The organism is Vibrio gigantis, assembly GCF_024347515.1.
In the GTDB taxonomy this organism is placed as follows: domain Bacteria; phylum Pseudomonadota; class Gammaproteobacteria; order Enterobacterales; family Vibrionaceae; genus Vibrio; species Vibrio gigantis.
Genome location: NZ_AP025492.1, coordinates 2,615,275 through 2,630,860, shown reverse-complemented (window position 1 = coordinate 2,630,860; position 15,586 = coordinate 2,615,275). Strand labels below are relative to the sequence as shown.

Below are 15,586 nucleotides of genomic sequence, written 5' to 3'. Positions count from 1 at the left end.
TAAAGAGAAGGAGTTTCTCTTCGATGGAGTAACTATACGATTAGTGACTTATTTTACTTATAAAATTAACGACAGAAGGCTATGAGAAAAGCGACATCTTTGTAAGTTATTGATATTTAAGTGTTTGATGTGTTTTTTGTTACGGTGTACTAGTGAGGTAGTTCTCACTAGTTGTTGAAAGTAACGGTTTTGACGTAAACGTTTTTAACGAAACTTACGAGTATATATTTTCGAAAACATTGATTTCACACAATAGAATTGTGGTCATGTATGTGTATTATGCTGTTAATAACAATCTTTCTCATTATCAATCACGAATTGGGTATTTATGAAACTCTCACAACTAGAGCAAGGAAAAGCGGCTTCTATAGTTGCCTTAACCGGCTTAACACCAGAAGTTAGAAAAAAGCTAATGGTCATGGGTATGTTGCCAAAAACTGAGGTGACGCTTATCCGCCGTGCACCTATGGGTGATCCGCTTCAAGTTGAGGTGAGAGGTGTTTCTATCGCCATTCGTGAAAGCATCGCAGAACAAATCGAGGTTATCTAAATGGATTATCAAGTTCTTACCGTAGGTAACCCAAATAGTGGTAAAACAACGTTATTCAATGCACTAACAGGTGCGAAGCAGCATGTTGGTAACTGGGTAGGCGTAACCGTTGAAAAGAAAACGGGCGTCTATTCACATGCGGGTGACCAATTTCAGCTAACTGATTTACCAGGTATCTACGCGCTAGATAGTGGTAATGATGCGAATAGTATTGATGAGTCTATCGCGTCGCGAGCTGTTCTGACTCACCCAGCTGATGTGATCATTAATGTTGTTGATGCTAGCTGCTTAGAAAGAAGCTTATACATGACATTGCAATTGCGAGAGTTGGGTCGTCCAATGATCGTTGTATTGAACAAGATGGATGTATTAAAGCGTGAGCGTCAGGTAATTAACCTGAAAGCGCTAGAGAAAGAGCTAGGTTGTCCAGTTCTTAGCTTGTCTGCAAACGATAAAGGCCAAGTGGCTCGTTTCAAAGAGCGCCTACATAAGCTTCTTGTTCAAGGTGTTAGCCTTGACCCTATCTCTATTAACTATGACGAAGCATTAGAAGCACTTATTCCTTCTGTTGAATCACACTTTGATGATGCTGATGTTTCTCACCGAGCACTAGCTATTCGTGCTCTAGAAAATGATTACTTGGTACTGAACGGATTGGCTCCGCAAACACGTACTCAAATTGACAACGTACGTCTTGGCGCTGAGTTTGATATTGACCTTGCAGTTGCAGACGCGAAATACACCTTCTTACACGACCTGTGTAAGCGTGTTCGCCGCAGTGAAGGCAAACTAAGCCGTAACTTCACAGAGAAAGCTGACCAATTCATTCTGAATAAATGGGTCGGTATCCCTTTCTTCTTTGTCATCATGTACCTAATGTTCATGTTCTCTATCAATATCGGTAGTGCGTTTATCGACTTCTTTGACATTGGTGTTGGTGCAATATTAGTTGATGGTGGGCACCACCTATTAGACGGACACCTGCCAGTTTGGCTAGTCACTATTCTTGCAGATGGTATCGGCGGAGGTATCCAAACTGTTGCGACCTTTATTCCGGTTATCGCGGCGCTTTACTTGTTCTTAGCGGTACTTGAAAGCTCAGGCTACATGGCGCGTGCTGCGTTTGTACTTGATAAAGTGATGCAAAAGATTGGCCTGCCGGGCAAAGCATTTGTACCGCTTGTTCTGGGTTTTGGCTGTAACGTACCGTCAATCATGGCAACTCGTACTCTTGATCAAGAGCGTGAGCGTAAGCTGGCTGCATCTATGGCGCCATTTATGTCATGTGGTGCTCGTCTACCTGTATACGCACTGTTTGCTGCGGCGTTCTTCCCAGGTGCTGGCCAAAACGTGGTATTTGCTCTGTACATCATGGGTATTCTTGCTTCTGTATTTACTGGCTTATTCCTTAAAAATACTATCTACCCAGGTAGCAGCGACAGCTTAGTGATGGAGATGCCAGACTACGAGCTGCCAACTGTACAAAACGTGATGCTGAAAACGTGGCAGAAACTAAAGCGTTTCGTGCTTGGTGCAGGTAAAACGATTGTGGTTGTTGTCGCAATCTTAAGCTTCTTGAACTCACTAGGTATGGACGGAAGCTTTGGTAACGAAGACAGCGAAAATTCAGTACTTTCTAAGGCAGCTCAAGTTGTGACTCCTGTATTCCAACCAATTGGTATAACAGAAGAAAACTGGCCAGCAACGGTAGGTATCATTACTGGTATCTTCGCGAAAGAAGCGGTAGTAGGTACGTTGAATAGCCTTTACACAACACCTTCTGATGAAGAAGCTGCTGAGTTTGATTTAGCAGCGAGTTTAGAAGAAGCGGTGATGACGATCCCTGAAAATCTATCAGGTTTAAGCTACTCAGATCCCCTAGGTATTGAGGTTGGTGACTTAAGCGATTCTGGTGCTGTTGCTGAAGAGCAAGAGGTTGACTCGTCTATCTTTGGTAACCTGAAAGACAAATTCGTTTCTGGTCATGCTGCGTTTGCTTACTTAATCCTTATCCTACTTTACACGCCTTGTGTGGCAGCGATGGGTGCTTACGTTCGTGAATTTGGTCAAATGTTTGCACGCTTTATTGCGGTTTGGACAATGGCGCTTGGCTACTTTGGTGCGACTTTCTATTACCAAGCTGCAAACTTTGCAGCACACCCTGTGACAAGTTCAGTGTGGATGGTAGTGATTGCTGGTGGCTTTGTGATCACCTACCGTGTGTTCAAGAAAGTTGGCAGTAAGCAAAAAGCATTAGAGGTACAAGTCGTATGATTTTAACCGAACTTCATCAGTACATTGACAGCCAAGGTGTCGCAGCTCGTAAAGAGATTGCAGCGAAATTTGGTATGAGTGAAGATGGCGTGGATGCGATGTTGAGTGTATGGGTCAAGAAGGGCAAAGTATCTCGCTTGGTCGATACTAACAAACATGGTCATACGACACGTGTTCGCTACACCATCAGTAAACAAGATGGTTTATCGCTGAATGTGATGATGTAGTTTGGAAAATATCTAATAAAAAACCGCAGCTTATGAGCTGCGGTTTTTTTGTTTGTGCCTATCTATTTAGGACTCTTTGGTTTCACCTAACCCGAGAACCTTAAGGCCGATACTCAGTAACAGTATGGATACTGGAAGAACCAGTATGTCCCACCCAATACTGTCGAAATTGACGAGTACAAGTTCCAAGAACTTCACGAAGATAATGATGATAATCACTTCAGCCAAAATATTCTTCAGGTGGCCAATGTTGGGTGTTTTTATCCAGCTAAGTACGTTGCTCTTTTTTATTTGTTGGTCATTTTTCGCTGCATTACTTTTGTCCGAAATGAATAAAGTGAACACACCGTGAGAAAATATGAAGAGTACAAAAGCAATCAAGAATGTATCCAGAGATTTAATTAAGTACGAGATAGCGATATCTGTTGTGTCTAAATGCGCAAGCGATTCCGGTGGCACCTGATTGAGCATGAAGATCGCAAAAGCAGAGTAAGTCTTGGTTGCTCCCATAAAGAATAAGAGTAGGGAAGCAAGCATAGAGCAGATGATGGCGATCCAGCTGATATGACGAAATAAGTTGAAGGTTTGTTTCATGATGCTCTCTCTATGTTGTGTGCAAGAGAGTATACGCGGGAGTCTTTGTTGTGATAATGGTGTGTTTTTGTGAATTATTATTACGTATTGGTAATAATGGTAATGCCTAGAGGTTAGGCATTACCTTACTCACAACATTAAGCTTTTTTAAAGATAGAGCTTAGTGACAGCACATTTTGAATACGAGTCAGGATAGCTGTTTGATCTTCTTCACTGCGTTGTTCACCTTTAGTGTTTCCCCACACCGGGCCAGGCCACGCAATATCATCTTTGAAGCGTGCAATGTGGTGGATATGCAGTTGTGGAACCATGTTACCTAGTGCGCCTAGGTTGAGCTTATCTGGCTGGAACGTCGCTTCTAATGCTTGGCTTACTGCTTGAGATTCGTGTAAGAACTGCTGCTGTTCTTTCATTGGTAAGTGGTGCAGCTCTTTTAGCTTGGCACGTTTTGGTACCAAGATAACCCAAGGTACAGCGCTGTCTTTACTTAGTAGTGCTAGACACAATGGAAACTCGCCGATAAGCGTAGTGTCTTTTGCAAGTTGCGGGTGAAGTTCGAAGCCCATGATCTTTCCAATTAATTGTTTTAGTTGAGTATAAGGTTGGAATAGGAATGTGGCTAGCGCTTACGATCTCAATAAGCAGATTCCCTATTACGTTTGTACTTCACTGTAGGGAATGACGGTGAGAAGAGGGATAACGAATTGGTTTTCGGTGGTTGCATGCTTTAGGAGATTCCCTAACAAGCTCGTACTTCAATGTAGGGAATAGCGTGAAGGGGAGGAATAGCGAATTGGTTTACTGTTGTTACGTGCTTTAAGAGATTTCCTATCACGCTCGTTCATCAACGAAGGAGCGTAGTAGGAGATCTCTGCGACGGAAGTCAGCGGGTAGCTCGATAGTTAAGTAGATATAACCTCTAGATAAAACAAAAGGTTGACGCTTTCACGTCAACCTTTCTAATTATCTCGAATCTCGAATCTCGAATCTCGAATCTCGAATCTCGAATCTCGAATCGCTTACATGCGTTCTAGAGTGTCGATACCTAGAAGCGACAGGCCTTGCTTGATTGTCTTCGCTGTTAGTGCAGCAAGCTTCAGACGGCTCTGCTTAACAGCATCGTCTTCAGCAACTAGGATAGGGCATGCTTCGTAGAAGCTAGAGAATTGACCTGCTAGTTCGAATAGGTAGCTACACATGATGTGTGGTTGACCTTCACGAGCAACAGACTGTACCGCTTCTTCAAACTGTAGAAGTTTCGCGATAAGCGCTTTCTCTTTCTCTTCAGTGATTTTGATTTCACCTTCAAGAGAGTCCATAGAAATGCCAGCTTTAGCAAATACAGAAGCAACACGAGTGTATGCGTACTGCATGTAAGGTGCTGTGTTACCTTCGAACGCAAGCATGTTATCCCAATCGAACACGTAGTCAGTCGTACGGTGCTTAGAAAGGTCTGCGTACTTAACCGCTGCCATTGCAACCGTGTTCGCGATCGCTTTTTTCTCGTCTTCTGCAAGTTCTGGGTTCTTAGATTCGATTAGCTGTGCTGCACGAACTTCTGCTTCATCAAGAAGATCAGCGAGACGGACAGTACCACCCGCACGAGTCTTGAATGGCTTACCATCTTTACCTAGCATCATGCCGAATGCGTGGTGCTCAAGAGAAACAGATTCTGGGATGTAACCTGCTTTACGAACGATAGTCCAAGCTTGCATTAGGTGTTGGTGCTGACGTGAGTCGATGAAGTAAAGAACGCGGTCTGCGCCTAACTCTTCAAAACGATATTTTGCACAAGCAATATCAGTTGTTGTGTAAAGGAAACCGCCGTCGCGCTTCTGGATGATAACGCCCATTGGGTCGCCATCTTTGTTTTTGTATTCGTCTAGGAATACAACTTGTGCGCCGTCATCTTCTTTAGCAAGACCTTGTTCTTTTAGGTCTGCAACGATGGTAGGAAGCATGTGGTTGTACATGCTCTCGCCCATTACGTCATCACGAGTTAGTGATACGTTTAGACGATCGTAGTTGCGTTGGTTTTGAATCATTGTTACGTCAACAAGCTTCTTCCACATCTCTGCGCAGAACTCGTCGCCGCTTTGCAGTTTAACAACGTAGCCACGTGCTTTAAGTGCAAACTCTTCGTCTTCGTCGTAAAGCTTTTTAGATTCACGGTAGAAGCCTTCAAGATCAGCAAGTTCCATTGAAACTTCGCCAGACTCAGCTTGAACTCGCTCAAGGTTTGCGATAAGCATACCGAATTGAGTACCCCAGTCACCGATGTGGTTAGCACGGATAACGTTATGGCCTAGGAATTCAAGAGTACGAACAACCGCATCACCGATGATCGTTGAACGTAGGTGACCAACGTGCATCTCTTTCGCAACGTTTGGTGCAGAGTAATCCGCAACGATAGTTTGTGTTTCTGCAACGGCTACACCAAGGCGAGAATCAGCTAATGCTGCGTCTGCTTGTTGTGCTAGGAAAGCTTCATCTAGGAAGATGTTAAGGAAACCTGGGCCAGCGATTTCAACTTTAGAAGCGATACCGTCTAGGTTTAGAACGTCCAATACTTTTTGAGCAAACTCTCGAGGATTAGTGCCTAGTCGCTTAGCAACGCCCATAACGCCGTTTGCTTGGTAGTCACCAAATTGTGGTTTTGCAGATTGGCGAACAGCGGCAGGAGAGCCTGCAGGTGCGCCAGCGGCTTCTAGAGCCTGAGATACTTTGTCATTAATAAGTGCTTGGATATTCACACGCGTTTCCTTCAATTCAAGGATGATAAGAGTGGCCGTTATTTCGAGGTCATTAAATTGGTTAATTATGCGTCTAGTTAACGATTTAATGCCGAAATGAACAACAGACACTGTTTAAGTTCACAAAAATGGCGTTAATCATACCAATTTTGTGGGGTTTCTTATAGGTCGAATTGATAGAAATTTAACATTTCCTGAGTGGTTTTTGACAATCGACTTTTACCAAGACGCGTTTGCATGTTTAAGGAGCGGAATGAGCATACTTATTGAGTGTTTTTTGTAAAAGCAACGCTTGTTGCTGGAGACAAAACTGATAACATGCCGCCATTATTTGGAGAACACAGACAATGACGATGAGCCTGAAACAAGCTGAATTAGAACCACAACAAATGATCGCACGCCTTGATACCTTTATGGCAAAAATTGAGAATCTAGGAAATACATTGGGTTTGGATTTAAGCTTTGCTCAAGCGGATCATATTGCGCTTCGAATCAATGAAACTGAACTCGCAAAATCTGCGCATCAAGCATGGTCTGAGTACGGCTCTACGATTTCAGAGGCGATGATCAATGGTCGTCCAATTGTGGTGTTGGCTTTCGATGAGCCATTGCAAAGTCTTGGTTGGAACATTGAGTGCTTAGAACTGCCATATCCAGCAGAAGGTAAGATTTACCCACACCAAGATTGGGAACATGTTGAGTTTGTGATTCCGTCTCACGCCCAAACGGCTGATGAGTACCTAGCGGATCTGAAAGAAACTTACCCGCAGTTCGCTGCTAACTTTGAAACGCTGACTGAGCAAGGTGTTAAGATCAAGCTATCTAGCCCGAAAGGCGAGGGTGAACGTTTGAACAACCCAACCGTTGCATTTAAGCATCAAGGGGTTTGTATCAAGCTGCACCCACATTCGTTGAAGAAGATTGTGGAGTCAGAGCTGGCATAACCTAAGGTTGTTCTAAGAAGAGATTCCTGATCTCGCTTAGACTCGTCGGAATGACGGATACGAATTGGACTTGTGCCATGCAGTCACTCGGTTTGGTCGACGTTTTTCGAGTTGTAGCTTTTGCTAGATTAGAAAACACCGTCATGCCCGATAGCGACGAAGGAGTGTAGTCGGGAATCTCTTAAAGTTGGTCTGATCATCAGATACAAAAAACGCGCGATGGGTAAACCCTATTGCGCGTTTTTTATTGGGTTCTAACTGGAAGCCTTACCGGAAATCGAATCCCCGACTTACAGAATCACAGTCTTATTGCCGTAAACAAACACGTGATCATTGATCACCTTGTTTAGCGCCTTACTCAATACGTTCTTCTCTACGTCACGACCGGCTTGCGCCATGTCTTTCGCGCTGAAGTTGTGATCCACAGGGATAACATCTTGCTTAATGATCGGGCCTTCATCCAAATCATTAGTCACAAAGTGCGCTGTAGCACCAATGATCTTTACGCCGCGCTCATACGCTTGTTGATATGGCTTCGCGCCAATGAAGGCTGGCAAAAAGCTGTGGTGGATATTGATGATCTTGTGGTTGTACTTTTCAACAAACCCTGGAGTCAGCACTCGCATATACTTAGCCAAAACAAGGTAATCAGGCTGGTATTGGTCAATCACTTCTAGCATTTTTTGCTCATGTTCTTCACGGTTTAGTCCTTCGTGAGAAACATGGTGGTAAGGGATGTCAAAACGTTCGGTTAGGCTTTGTAGGATGTCGTAGTTACCGACAACCGCTGCGATTTCCACGTCTAAACTGCCATCGAAGTTCTTCATTAGAATGTCGCCAAGGCAGTGTGCTTCTTTGGTCACAAGAATCACAACACGCTTGCGAGAAGAGCTCATTAGCTTGCGTTTTGCATTCTCTGGCAACGCTTGGTCTAAATCGGCTAGTAAGGTTTCGTCATTGAAATACCCTTCAAGCTCGGTGCGCATAAAGAAGTGGCCGCTGGTGTTATCTACGAACTCATTGTTGTGCACAATATTGAGTTGGTGTTTGTAACAAATGTTGGTGATTTTTGAGATGAGGCCCGGGGCATCAGTACAGTGTGTTAGTAACGTTTTTCTTTCCATTTGCATCTTACTTCCATGAAATATTTTTTATTCTTCAAATTAAATACAGGCCGTCGAACGGTGAACTGAGCCGCAATATCACCGTTATAATTAATCTATTATCAAGTTGGTTTCAACAAATTCTGCTGCTCATTTATCGCTTTGATAAATTGTTTGATGTCGAAATATCAGTTTTCAGATAGCAAAACAGGCAGAAGCTTCATTTTTAAAGTTTTGACCGTAGTACGCATTTGAACTTCAACCGAGGCATTTTCGCCTTGGCCAAAAATAGAGGTGATACTTATGGATAAAGAGTTACTAGCAAAAAAGCTGTACTGCAAGCGCGTGAGTTCATTGGCTGGCAGCACAGAGCTAGATGGAAATGTTCTCGATGAAATGTGGGAAAGCAAAACCTCGCCAACCGACGCTGTAAAAGCCATACAGCCAAATGACAATGAATTTGAAGGCGCTCCTTGGCTATCTCGTTATCTCAACCGAAAATAAGCAATTAACGTTCAAACTATAACAGCAATCTCGATTTTCATTTCCGTTCTCAAGGTAATTTGAAATAACCCAAACACCTCCGGTGCGAAGTCATTCTTGATTCGCGCCGGCTCACTAAACCTGCCATAATTCGCCTTCTATTTTTCTAAACTTCGTACTCTATGATATCTAAAACGTTTTCTGCTGATGGTGCTCTGGGTAAAGCTATCCCTGGGTTTCAACCACGACAAGCTCAGCTAGACATGGCTGAAGCGGTTTCACAAGCCATTGAGCAACAGAGTCAGTTAGTCGTTGAAGCGGGAACCGGTACCGGTAAGACTTTTGCTTACTTAGTACCAGCACTGCTGAGCGGCAAGAAAACCATCATTAGTACGGGGTCTAAAAACCTTCAAGAACAGTTGTTTCATCGCGATTTACCACTGATGGTCGATGCGCTTGGCTTTTATGGCCAGGTAGCGTTGCTCAAAGGCCGTTCGAATTATTTGTGCTTGGATAGACTGAGTCGTCAAATGATCGAAAGTCATGGCACTCATACTGATCCAACATTGCTGGCTCAGCTAGTGAAAGTTCGTAGCTGGTCGTCATCTACACAAACCGGTGATTTGGGTGATTGTGATGATATTGCTGAAGATAGCCCTGTAATCCCAACGATTACCTCGACCAACGACAATTGCTTGGGCAAAGAGTGTCCAAGTTATACCGATTGCTTTGTACTGAAAGCGCGTAAAAAAGCGATGGATTCCGATGTTGTTGTAGTGAACCATCACTTGTTTTTAGCGGATTTAGCGATTAAAGAAACCGGATTTGGTGAGCTGATACCTGAAGCCGATGTGTTTATTTTCGATGAAGCGCACCAACTTCCCGATATTGCGAGCCAGTACTTCGGACAATCAGTTTCCAGTCGACAGATTCAAGAGCTAGCCAAAGATATTGAAATCGCTTACCGAACTGAAGCCAAAGATATGCGTCAGTTGCAAAAAGTAGGGGATAGGCTCGTTCAATCTTCAGCCGATTTACGTATCGTATTGGGTGATACAGGCTTTCGTGGTAACTGGCGGGAAGCCTTAAAATCTGAATCAATTGCAAGAGAGTTAGTTCGTTTGCAAGATGCATTGCAATTGGCCGTTGATGTATTGAAATTAGCACTCGGACGAAGTCAGCTGTTAGATACCGCTTTCGAACGTGCAAACATGATTAAGTCGCGCATTGAACGTGTATGTGACGTGTCGATTACCGGTTATTCCTATTGGTATGACACCACACCGCGCCACTTTGCTTTGCACATTACGCCGCTTTCAGTTGCCGATAAATTTCACGAGCAGATTGAGCTGAAGCCGGGCGCTTGGGTATTTACGTCAGCAACCTTGGCGGTGTCGGACGATTTCGACCACTTTACCTCACGCTTGGGACTAAAACCGTCAGCACAGTTTTCACTGCCAAGCCCGTTTGACTATCCAAATCAGGCGCGCTTGTGTGTGCCTCGCTATCTTCCAGAGCCCAATAGCCCAGGCTTGGCGGATAAGCTAGTTCGAATGCTGACTCCGGTAATCGAGCAGAACCAAGGTCGCTGTTTCTTCTTGTGCACCTCACACAGCATGATGAAAGAGTTGGGGGAGCGATTTCGTGAAACCTTGACCGTGCCGGTGCTATTGCAAGGTGAGACAAGCAAGCAAAAAACCTTGGCTGAGTTTATGGAATTGGGTAATGCCTTACTGGTAGCGACAGGCGCTTTCTGGGAAGGGATAGATGTTAGGGGCGATGCATTAAGCTGTGTTATCATCGATAAATTGCCCTTTACGGCCCCTGATGACCCTTTACTTAAGGCTCGAATCGAGGACTGTAAGCTAAAAGGGGGTGATCCTTTTGCACAGGTACAGTTGCCAGACGCTGTGATTACCTTGAAACAAGGTGTCGGCCGATTGATACGTGACAAGCGCGATAATGGCGCTTTGATTATTTGCGATAACCGATTGGTGACTCGCGATTACGGTGGCATATTTTTGGCGAGTTTACCGCCTATTCCTCGTACACGTGACTTAGGGGTCATTAAAGAATTCTTAGCTAAAGACCATTCAACCGCTGCTGAGTAATTGGCATTGTTGAGCTTAGCCATTATTTTTAGATTAGATAACGAATATTTGAGACACAAATGAGCGCGAAAATTCTTGCAGTAGATACCGCCACTGAAAACTGTTCAGTGGCATTAGTAATGGGTGACCAGGTGTTCGCACGTAGCGAAGAGGCTCCTCGAGACCATACGAAAAAAATTCTACCTATGGTTGATGAAGTACTGAAAGAAGCGAATGTCGCTTTAACCGATATCGATGCTATCGCGTTTGGCCAAGGCCCAGGCAGCTTCACGGGTGTGCGTATTGGTATTGGTATTGCTCAGGGCTTGGCTTTTGGTGCGGATTTACCAATGATCGGTGTGTCTACTTTGGCAGCGATGGCACAAGGCAGCTACCGCAAATTTGGTGAAACTCACGTAGCAACAGCGATTGATGCGCGTATGAGCGAAGTGTACTGGGCTCGTTACAGCCGTGAACAAGATGGTCGTTGGACAGCGGTTGATGCCGAATGTGTAACGCCACCAAGTGAATTGGCTGCGCAGCTTAAAGCTGACTCCGAAACATGGGCAAAAGTAGGGACAGGTTGGGAAGCGTATTCAGAACACATGGATACTCTAGCGATCAACACCAAAGCGTGTGAGGTTCTGTTCCCAGAAGCTCAAGATATGGCTTTCCTCGCTCAATTTGCTTACGCAGAAGGCAAAGCGGTTGCAGCTGAAGAGTCTGAGCCAGTTTATCTTCGTGATAAAGTGACTTGGAAGAAATTGCCAGGTCGCGAATAATTTTTACAAGGTTCTGATGCAAATTAGGTCTAAATGCGTATTATTTAGATTTGAGAGGGCAGATAATTAGTCATGGTATCAATTAACAACTTACCTCCTTCTTCGATAGGCAGCACGTCTAAGCCTAATCGAATCAAAAAGAAGGAGCAGGCAAAAAAATCTGATGCTAGCACTGCGGTTGGACAACCAACGAAGGTGGCTAATGCTGTTTCTCACTCTATTCGTCAAGTTAAAGAGTCTGAACTACACAAGGCTCAAATCCAGTATGATCTTCCAGAAGGCCGAGGACGTAGGGCAATGGAAGAGTATATGGATGTAATGAATCAGGCGAAGAAAGAAGAACTTGCAAAGCTTATCGGTGTCGATATCTACATCTAGAGCTTATTGTTAATGCCTGCTTAAGGATCTGAACCATGTCAAATTATCTCTCTAAAATACGCTTAATTGTCTTTTCTCTTGGTATCTTGATGCTTGCAGGGTGTTCATCACTACCTAGCGAACTCGAAGCAAAATCAGAGCCTGTTATTAGCGATTACCAACAATGGGTCGACCAACTACCGGATGCGAAAAGTGTTCGACTAGGCGGCGTAATATCGAAAGTGACCAACTTGAAAGATAAGACTCGAATCGAAGTCGCTAATATGCCGATCTCTAGTAACGGCAAACCAGATCTAGACGCAGAGCCAAGCGGACGTTTTGTTGGTTATATCGAAGGATATGTTGAGCCTCTAAGCTTTGCAGAAGGTCGTCTGATTACTTTGGTTGGCCAATCAAGTGGTAGTGAAGATGGCAAAATCGGCGAGTTCCCTTACACCTTCCCTGTGATGAAGGTAGATAACCAACGACTGTGGAACATTACAGAGCGCATTGTTGTTAACGATTTCGCACCAACCTACTACTCGTGCAGAAGTTTACATTGTCGTAGTTTTCAAACAATGCCAAGACAAGGCCGAGTGATACAGGACGTAGAGTAATTAACTTTATTAGACGTTGATTTCGCAATCAGATGGAATGAGATGTTTGATGATTGAAAAGTCATACTCCCTTGCGAGCGGGACGCTTGCCACACAACAGATAGGCAACCCACAAACGACCGTAATGACGGTCGTTTTTATTCATGGGTGGTTGGATAATTCGTCCAGCTTTAATCAGGTTATGCAGCAAGTCGCCAAGCTTGATCCCAATGCTCACCTTGTTGCTATCGACCTCTTCGGACACGGCTTCTCGTCGCACAAGTCGGGAAGTTACTACCCATTTCATGATTATATTGATGATTTGCATCAGTTGGTGACTAAATTATCGTCAAACAGACTGGTACTGGTAGGACATTCACTTGGTGCATTGATAGCAAGTTGCTATAGTGCCGCCTTTCCTGAAAAGGTGTCAGGATTAATTCAAATTGAAGGTCACGGACCTCTTTCAGAAGCTCCCCAAGAAACGGTTTCTCGCTTGAGAGATGGGGTACTCAGTCGTCTTCGACAGCGAAGAAAGCCTTCACGTCCTCTGGCAAGCCTTGAGGATGCTATTAAGCTGAGAGCTCACGCCAATCAAATTAATGCCGAATTAATCGCTCCTATTGTTGAGCGAGGTATTGTCGAGTTCGATAACTCTTGGCAATGGCGATGCGACCCTAATCTAAAATGTGACTCGTTATATCGAATGTCACAGGCGCACGCTGAAGCGATTATGGCGGCTATTGAATGCCCTCAATTAATAATCCTAGGGAATGATGGATTCCGACATTTGCAGCATAATCGCTACAAATCAGCGCATAGTCCTCTGCAAGTAGAGACTGTTCCTGGCGGACATCATTGCCATTTAGAGAGCCCAGAGCTAGTTTCAGAGCTAATTCTTGGTGTAGTTAACAAAATTTAAACAAGTGTTTGAGCCTTTTAGTGCTCATGCACTAAAGCTGTGCTGTAATACCGCAATGATAAAAAAGCGGCGAAGCAGTCGTCAGCTGATAAACGAGGAGTAACATCGTGGATAAACCTTGGCTTTCACGTTATCCAAGTGACGTACCAGAAACGATCAACCCAGATCAGTACCCATCTCTTGTAGAAATGTTTGAACAGTCGGTACAGAAGTACGCGGACCAACCTGCATTCGAGAACATGGGCTCGATTATGACATTCCGTAAGCTTGAAGAGCGCAGCCGTGCTTTTGCCGCTTACTTGCAGAATGACTTAAAACTGAAGAAGGGCGATCGCGTCGCGCTTATGATGCCAAACCTACTGCAATACCCAATTGCACTGTTTGGTGTATTACGTGCCGGTATGATTGCAGTGAACGTCAACCCACTTTACACACCTCGTGAGCTTGAACATCAACTGAACGATTCTGGTGCAAAGGCGATTGTTATCGTATCTAACTTTGCAAGCACGCTAGAGAAAGTAGTTGATAACACACCAGTGAAACACGTTGTTCTAACTAGCCTAGGTCAAATGTTACCTCGTGCGAAAGGTACAATTGTCGACTTCGTAGTGAAATACGTAAAAGGTATGGTGCCTAAGTATGATCTACCGGGTGCGATTTCATTCAGAAAAGCGCTTCATAAAGGCCGTCGCCTTCAATACGTGAAGCCGTTTATGGCGGGTGATGACATTGCATTCCTGCAGTATACGGGCGGCACAACGGGTGTAGCGAAAGGCGCAATCCTAACGCACCGTAATATGATTGCGAACGTACTTCAAGCGAAAGGGGCGTATGGTCCTGTTTTGCAAGAGGGCCGTGAGTTGGTTGTGACAGCACTGCCGCTTTACCATGTTTTCGCCCTAACAGTGAACTGCTTACTGTTTGTTGAGATGGGTGGCCGTAACCTTCTTATTACTAACCCTCGTGATATCCCTGGCTTCATCAAAGAACTGCAAAAAGTTCCGTTTACCGCGATTACTGGTGTAAACACCCTGTTCAATGCGTTAGTGAACAACGAAGATTTCCACGAATTGGATTTCAGTAACATGCGTTTGTCTGTTGGCGGCGGCATGGCGGTTCAACGAGCTGTTGCTGAGCAATGGAAGAAAGTGACTGGCGTCCACCTATTGGAAGGTTATGGTTTAACCGAATGTTCACCACTGGTAACGGGTAACCCATACGATCTGAAAGACTATACAGGTGCGATTGGCCTACCAGTACCATCGACAGAAGTTCGTATTGTTGATGATGAAGGCAAAGTTATTGCTAATGACCAAGTGGGTGAGCTTCAAGTTCGTGGTCCTCAAGTGATGCAAGGCTACTGGCAACGTCCAGAAGCGACCAAAGAAGTGATCGACCAAGATGGTTGGTTATCGACTGGTGATATCGTTAAATTTGATGACGAAGGCTTGTTGTACATCGTAGACCGTAAGAAAGACATGATTCTTGTGTCAGGCTTTAACGTTTACCCGAACGAGATCGAAGACGTGGTGGCTCTGCATGGCAAAGTGTTAGAAGTTGCGGCTATCGGCCAACCTCATGAGGTGTCTGGTGAGCTAGTTAAGATCTACGTTGTTAAGCGTGACCCTAGCTTGACTAAAGAAGACATTATCGCGCACTGTCGTGAGCACCTAACGGGTTACAAGATCCCTAAATTAGTCGAGTTCAGAGATGACCTTCCAAAGACTAATGTAGGTAAGATCTTACGCCGCGTGCTGCGTGAAGAAAACGATGCAGAATTGGCTAAACGCGCGAGCGAATAGACTAGTCAGTGGACTCGTAACCACTAGGCCAAAGCCATTGAAGCGCTTAATCTAAGCGAGCATTGAAAAATGGTGTTAGAATGCCGACAGTTAATGTCGGCATTTTTGT

Annotated in this window: 15 protein-coding genes; 11 read left to right on the top strand and 4 right to left on the bottom strand. The window is 44.5% G+C overall.

Annotation, left to right across the window (positions count from 1 at the left end; all coding sequences use genetic code 11):
• Positions 1 to 328 precede the first annotated feature (328 nt).
• The 3 genes from OCV56_RS11590 to OCV56_RS11580 are packed head-to-tail and all read left to right on the top strand — an operon-like array spanning position 329 to position 3,051.
• Positions 329 to 550, top strand: coding sequence for a FeoA family protein (locus OCV56_RS11590; protein ID WP_008221191.1), 222 nt, complete (start codon positions 329 to 331; stop codon positions 548 to 550).
• Entirely contained in the window at positions 551 to 2,824 is a 2,274-nt protein-coding gene (gene feoB, locus OCV56_RS11585; protein ID WP_190960470.1) for a Fe(2+) transporter permease subunit FeoB, read from the top strand. It abuts the gene before it with no gap.
• Complete coding sequence (locus OCV56_RS11580; RefSeq protein ID WP_004737929.1) at positions 2,821 to 3,051, top strand: FeoC-like transcriptional regulator; 231 nt, start codon at positions 2,821 to 2,823, stop codon at positions 3,049 to 3,051. The genes feoB and OCV56_RS11580 overlap by 4 nt, the downstream gene beginning before the upstream one ends.
• A 66-nt stretch (positions 3,052 to 3,117) precedes the next feature.
• Here the strand turns inward: OCV56_RS11580 and OCV56_RS11575 are convergent, their stop codons facing one another.
• The 3 genes from OCV56_RS11575 to argS all read right to left on the bottom strand — a co-directional run bounded on the left by OCV56_RS11575 (position 3,118) and on the right by argS (position 6,398).
• Positions 3,118 to 3,645 (bottom strand): YqhA family protein, encoded by a 528-nt coding sequence (locus OCV56_RS11575; RefSeq protein ID WP_086715395.1) that lies wholly within the window; start codon positions 3,643 to 3,645, stop codon positions 3,118 to 3,120.
• 137 nt (positions 3,646 to 3,782) lie between these two features.
• Positions 3,783 to 4,211 (bottom strand): HIT family protein, encoded by a 429-nt coding sequence (locus OCV56_RS11570; protein ID WP_086715394.1) that lies wholly within the window; start codon positions 4,209 to 4,211, stop codon positions 3,783 to 3,785.
• Positions 4,212 to 4,664: 453 nt separating this feature from the next.
• Positions 4,665 to 6,398 (bottom strand): arginine--tRNA ligase, encoded by a 1,734-nt coding sequence (gene argS / locus OCV56_RS11565; protein WP_086715393.1) that lies wholly within the window; start codon positions 6,396 to 6,398, stop codon positions 4,665 to 4,667.
• 347 nt (positions 6,399 to 6,745) lie between these two features.
• Here argS and OCV56_RS11560 point away from each other — a divergent pair, with 347 nt between their 5' ends.
• Positions 6,746 to 7,342 carry a VOC family protein gene (locus OCV56_RS11560; protein ID WP_086715392.1) on the top strand — a complete coding sequence of 199 codons (597 nt, stop codon included), beginning with the start codon at positions 6,746 to 6,748 and terminating at the stop codon, positions 7,340 to 7,342.
• 290 nt (positions 7,343 to 7,632) lie between these two features.
• On the opposite strand, the gene purU is transcribed toward OCV56_RS11560, so the two are convergent.
• On the bottom strand, positions 7,633 to 8,466 hold the full coding sequence (gene purU, locus OCV56_RS11555; protein ID WP_086715397.1) for a formyltetrahydrofolate deformylase: 834 nt from the start codon (positions 8,464 to 8,466) through the stop codon (positions 7,633 to 7,635).
• 282 nt (positions 8,467 to 8,748) lie between these two features.
• On the opposite strand from purU, the gene OCV56_RS11550 reads away from it, so the two are divergent.
• The 7 genes from OCV56_RS11550 to fadD all read left to right on the top strand — a co-directional run bounded on the left by OCV56_RS11550 (position 8,749) and on the right by fadD (position 15,477).
• Positions 8,749 to 8,949 carry a hypothetical protein gene (locus tag OCV56_RS11550; RefSeq protein WP_086715391.1) on the top strand — a complete coding sequence of 67 codons (201 nt, stop codon included), beginning with the start codon at positions 8,749 to 8,751 and terminating at the stop codon, positions 8,947 to 8,949.
• Between the two features lie 161 nt (positions 8,950 to 9,110).
• Entirely contained in the window at positions 9,111 to 11,039 is a 1,929-nt protein-coding gene (locus tag OCV56_RS11545; protein WP_086715390.1) for an ATP-dependent DNA helicase, read from the top strand.
• A 59-nt stretch (positions 11,040 to 11,098) separates the two neighbouring features.
• Positions 11,099 to 11,800: a tRNA (adenosine(37)-N6)-threonylcarbamoyltransferase complex dimerization subunit type 1 TsaB gene (tsaB, locus tag OCV56_RS11540; protein ID WP_086715389.1), complete on the top strand. Its 702-nt coding sequence runs from the start codon at positions 11,099 to 11,101 to the stop codon at positions 11,798 to 11,800.
• 72 nt (positions 11,801 to 11,872) lie between these two features.
• Positions 11,873 to 12,178: a chromosome partitioning protein ParA gene (locus OCV56_RS11535; RefSeq protein WP_086715388.1), complete on the top strand. Its 306-nt coding sequence runs from the start codon at positions 11,873 to 11,875 to the stop codon at positions 12,176 to 12,178.
• A 35-nt stretch (positions 12,179 to 12,213) separates the two neighbouring features.
• The gene (locus OCV56_RS11530) at positions 12,214 to 12,774 is read left to right on the top strand and encodes a Slp family lipoprotein (RefSeq protein ID WP_086715387.1); all 561 of its coding nucleotides are present in this window, start codon (positions 12,214 to 12,216) and stop codon (positions 12,772 to 12,774) included.
• A 49-nt stretch (positions 12,775 to 12,823) separates the two neighbouring features.
• Positions 12,824 to 13,675 carry an alpha/beta fold hydrolase gene (locus tag OCV56_RS11525; RefSeq protein ID WP_086715386.1) on the top strand — a complete coding sequence of 284 codons (852 nt, stop codon included), beginning with the start codon at positions 12,824 to 12,826 and terminating at the stop codon, positions 13,673 to 13,675.
• Positions 13,676 to 13,782: 107 nt separating this feature from the next.
• Positions 13,783 to 15,477 (top strand): long-chain-fatty-acid--CoA ligase FadD, encoded by a 1,695-nt coding sequence (gene fadD, locus OCV56_RS11520; RefSeq protein ID WP_019826145.1) that lies wholly within the window; start codon positions 13,783 to 13,785, stop codon positions 15,475 to 15,477.
• The last annotated feature ends 109 nt before the right edge of the window (positions 15,478 to 15,586 follow it).

Excerpts from the sequence above, each read along its gene's own strand:
- OCV56_RS11590 (WP_008221191.1), top strand. The coding sequence starts at position 329 with ATGAAACTCTCACAACTAGAGCAAGGAAAAGCGGCTTCTATAGTTGCC.
- feoB (WP_190960470.1), top strand. The coding sequence starts at position 551 with ATGGATTATCAAGTTCTTACCGTAGGTAACCCAAATAGTGGTAAAACA.
- OCV56_RS11580 (WP_004737929.1), top strand. The coding sequence starts at position 2,821 with ATGATTTTAACCGAACTTCATCAGTACATTGACAGCCAAGGTGTCGCA.
- OCV56_RS11575 (WP_086715395.1), bottom strand. The coding sequence starts at position 3,645 with ATGAAACAAACCTTCAACTTATTTCGTCATATCAGCTGGATCGCCATC.
- OCV56_RS11570 (WP_086715394.1), bottom strand. The coding sequence starts at position 4,211 with ATGGGCTTCGAACTTCACCCGCAACTTGCAAAAGACACTACGCTTATC.
- OCV56_RS11560 (WP_086715392.1), top strand. The coding sequence starts at position 6,746 with ATGACGATGAGCCTGAAACAAGCTGAATTAGAACCACAACAAATGATC.
- purU (WP_086715397.1), bottom strand. The coding sequence starts at position 8,466 with ATGGAAAGAAAAACGTTACTAACACACTGTACTGATGCCCCGGGCCTC.
- OCV56_RS11550 (WP_086715391.1), top strand. The coding sequence starts at position 8,749 with ATGGATAAAGAGTTACTAGCAAAAAAGCTGTACTGCAAGCGCGTGAGT.
- OCV56_RS11545 (WP_086715390.1), top strand. The coding sequence starts at position 9,111 with ATGATATCTAAAACGTTTTCTGCTGATGGTGCTCTGGGTAAAGCTATC.
- tsaB (WP_086715389.1), top strand. The coding sequence starts at position 11,099 with ATGAGCGCGAAAATTCTTGCAGTAGATACCGCCACTGAAAACTGTTCA.
- OCV56_RS11535 (WP_086715388.1), top strand. The coding sequence starts at position 11,873 with ATGGTATCAATTAACAACTTACCTCCTTCTTCGATAGGCAGCACGTCT.
- OCV56_RS11530 (WP_086715387.1), top strand. The coding sequence starts at position 12,214 with ATGTCAAATTATCTCTCTAAAATACGCTTAATTGTCTTTTCTCTTGGT.
- OCV56_RS11525 (WP_086715386.1), top strand. The coding sequence starts at position 12,824 with ATGATTGAAAAGTCATACTCCCTTGCGAGCGGGACGCTTGCCACACAA.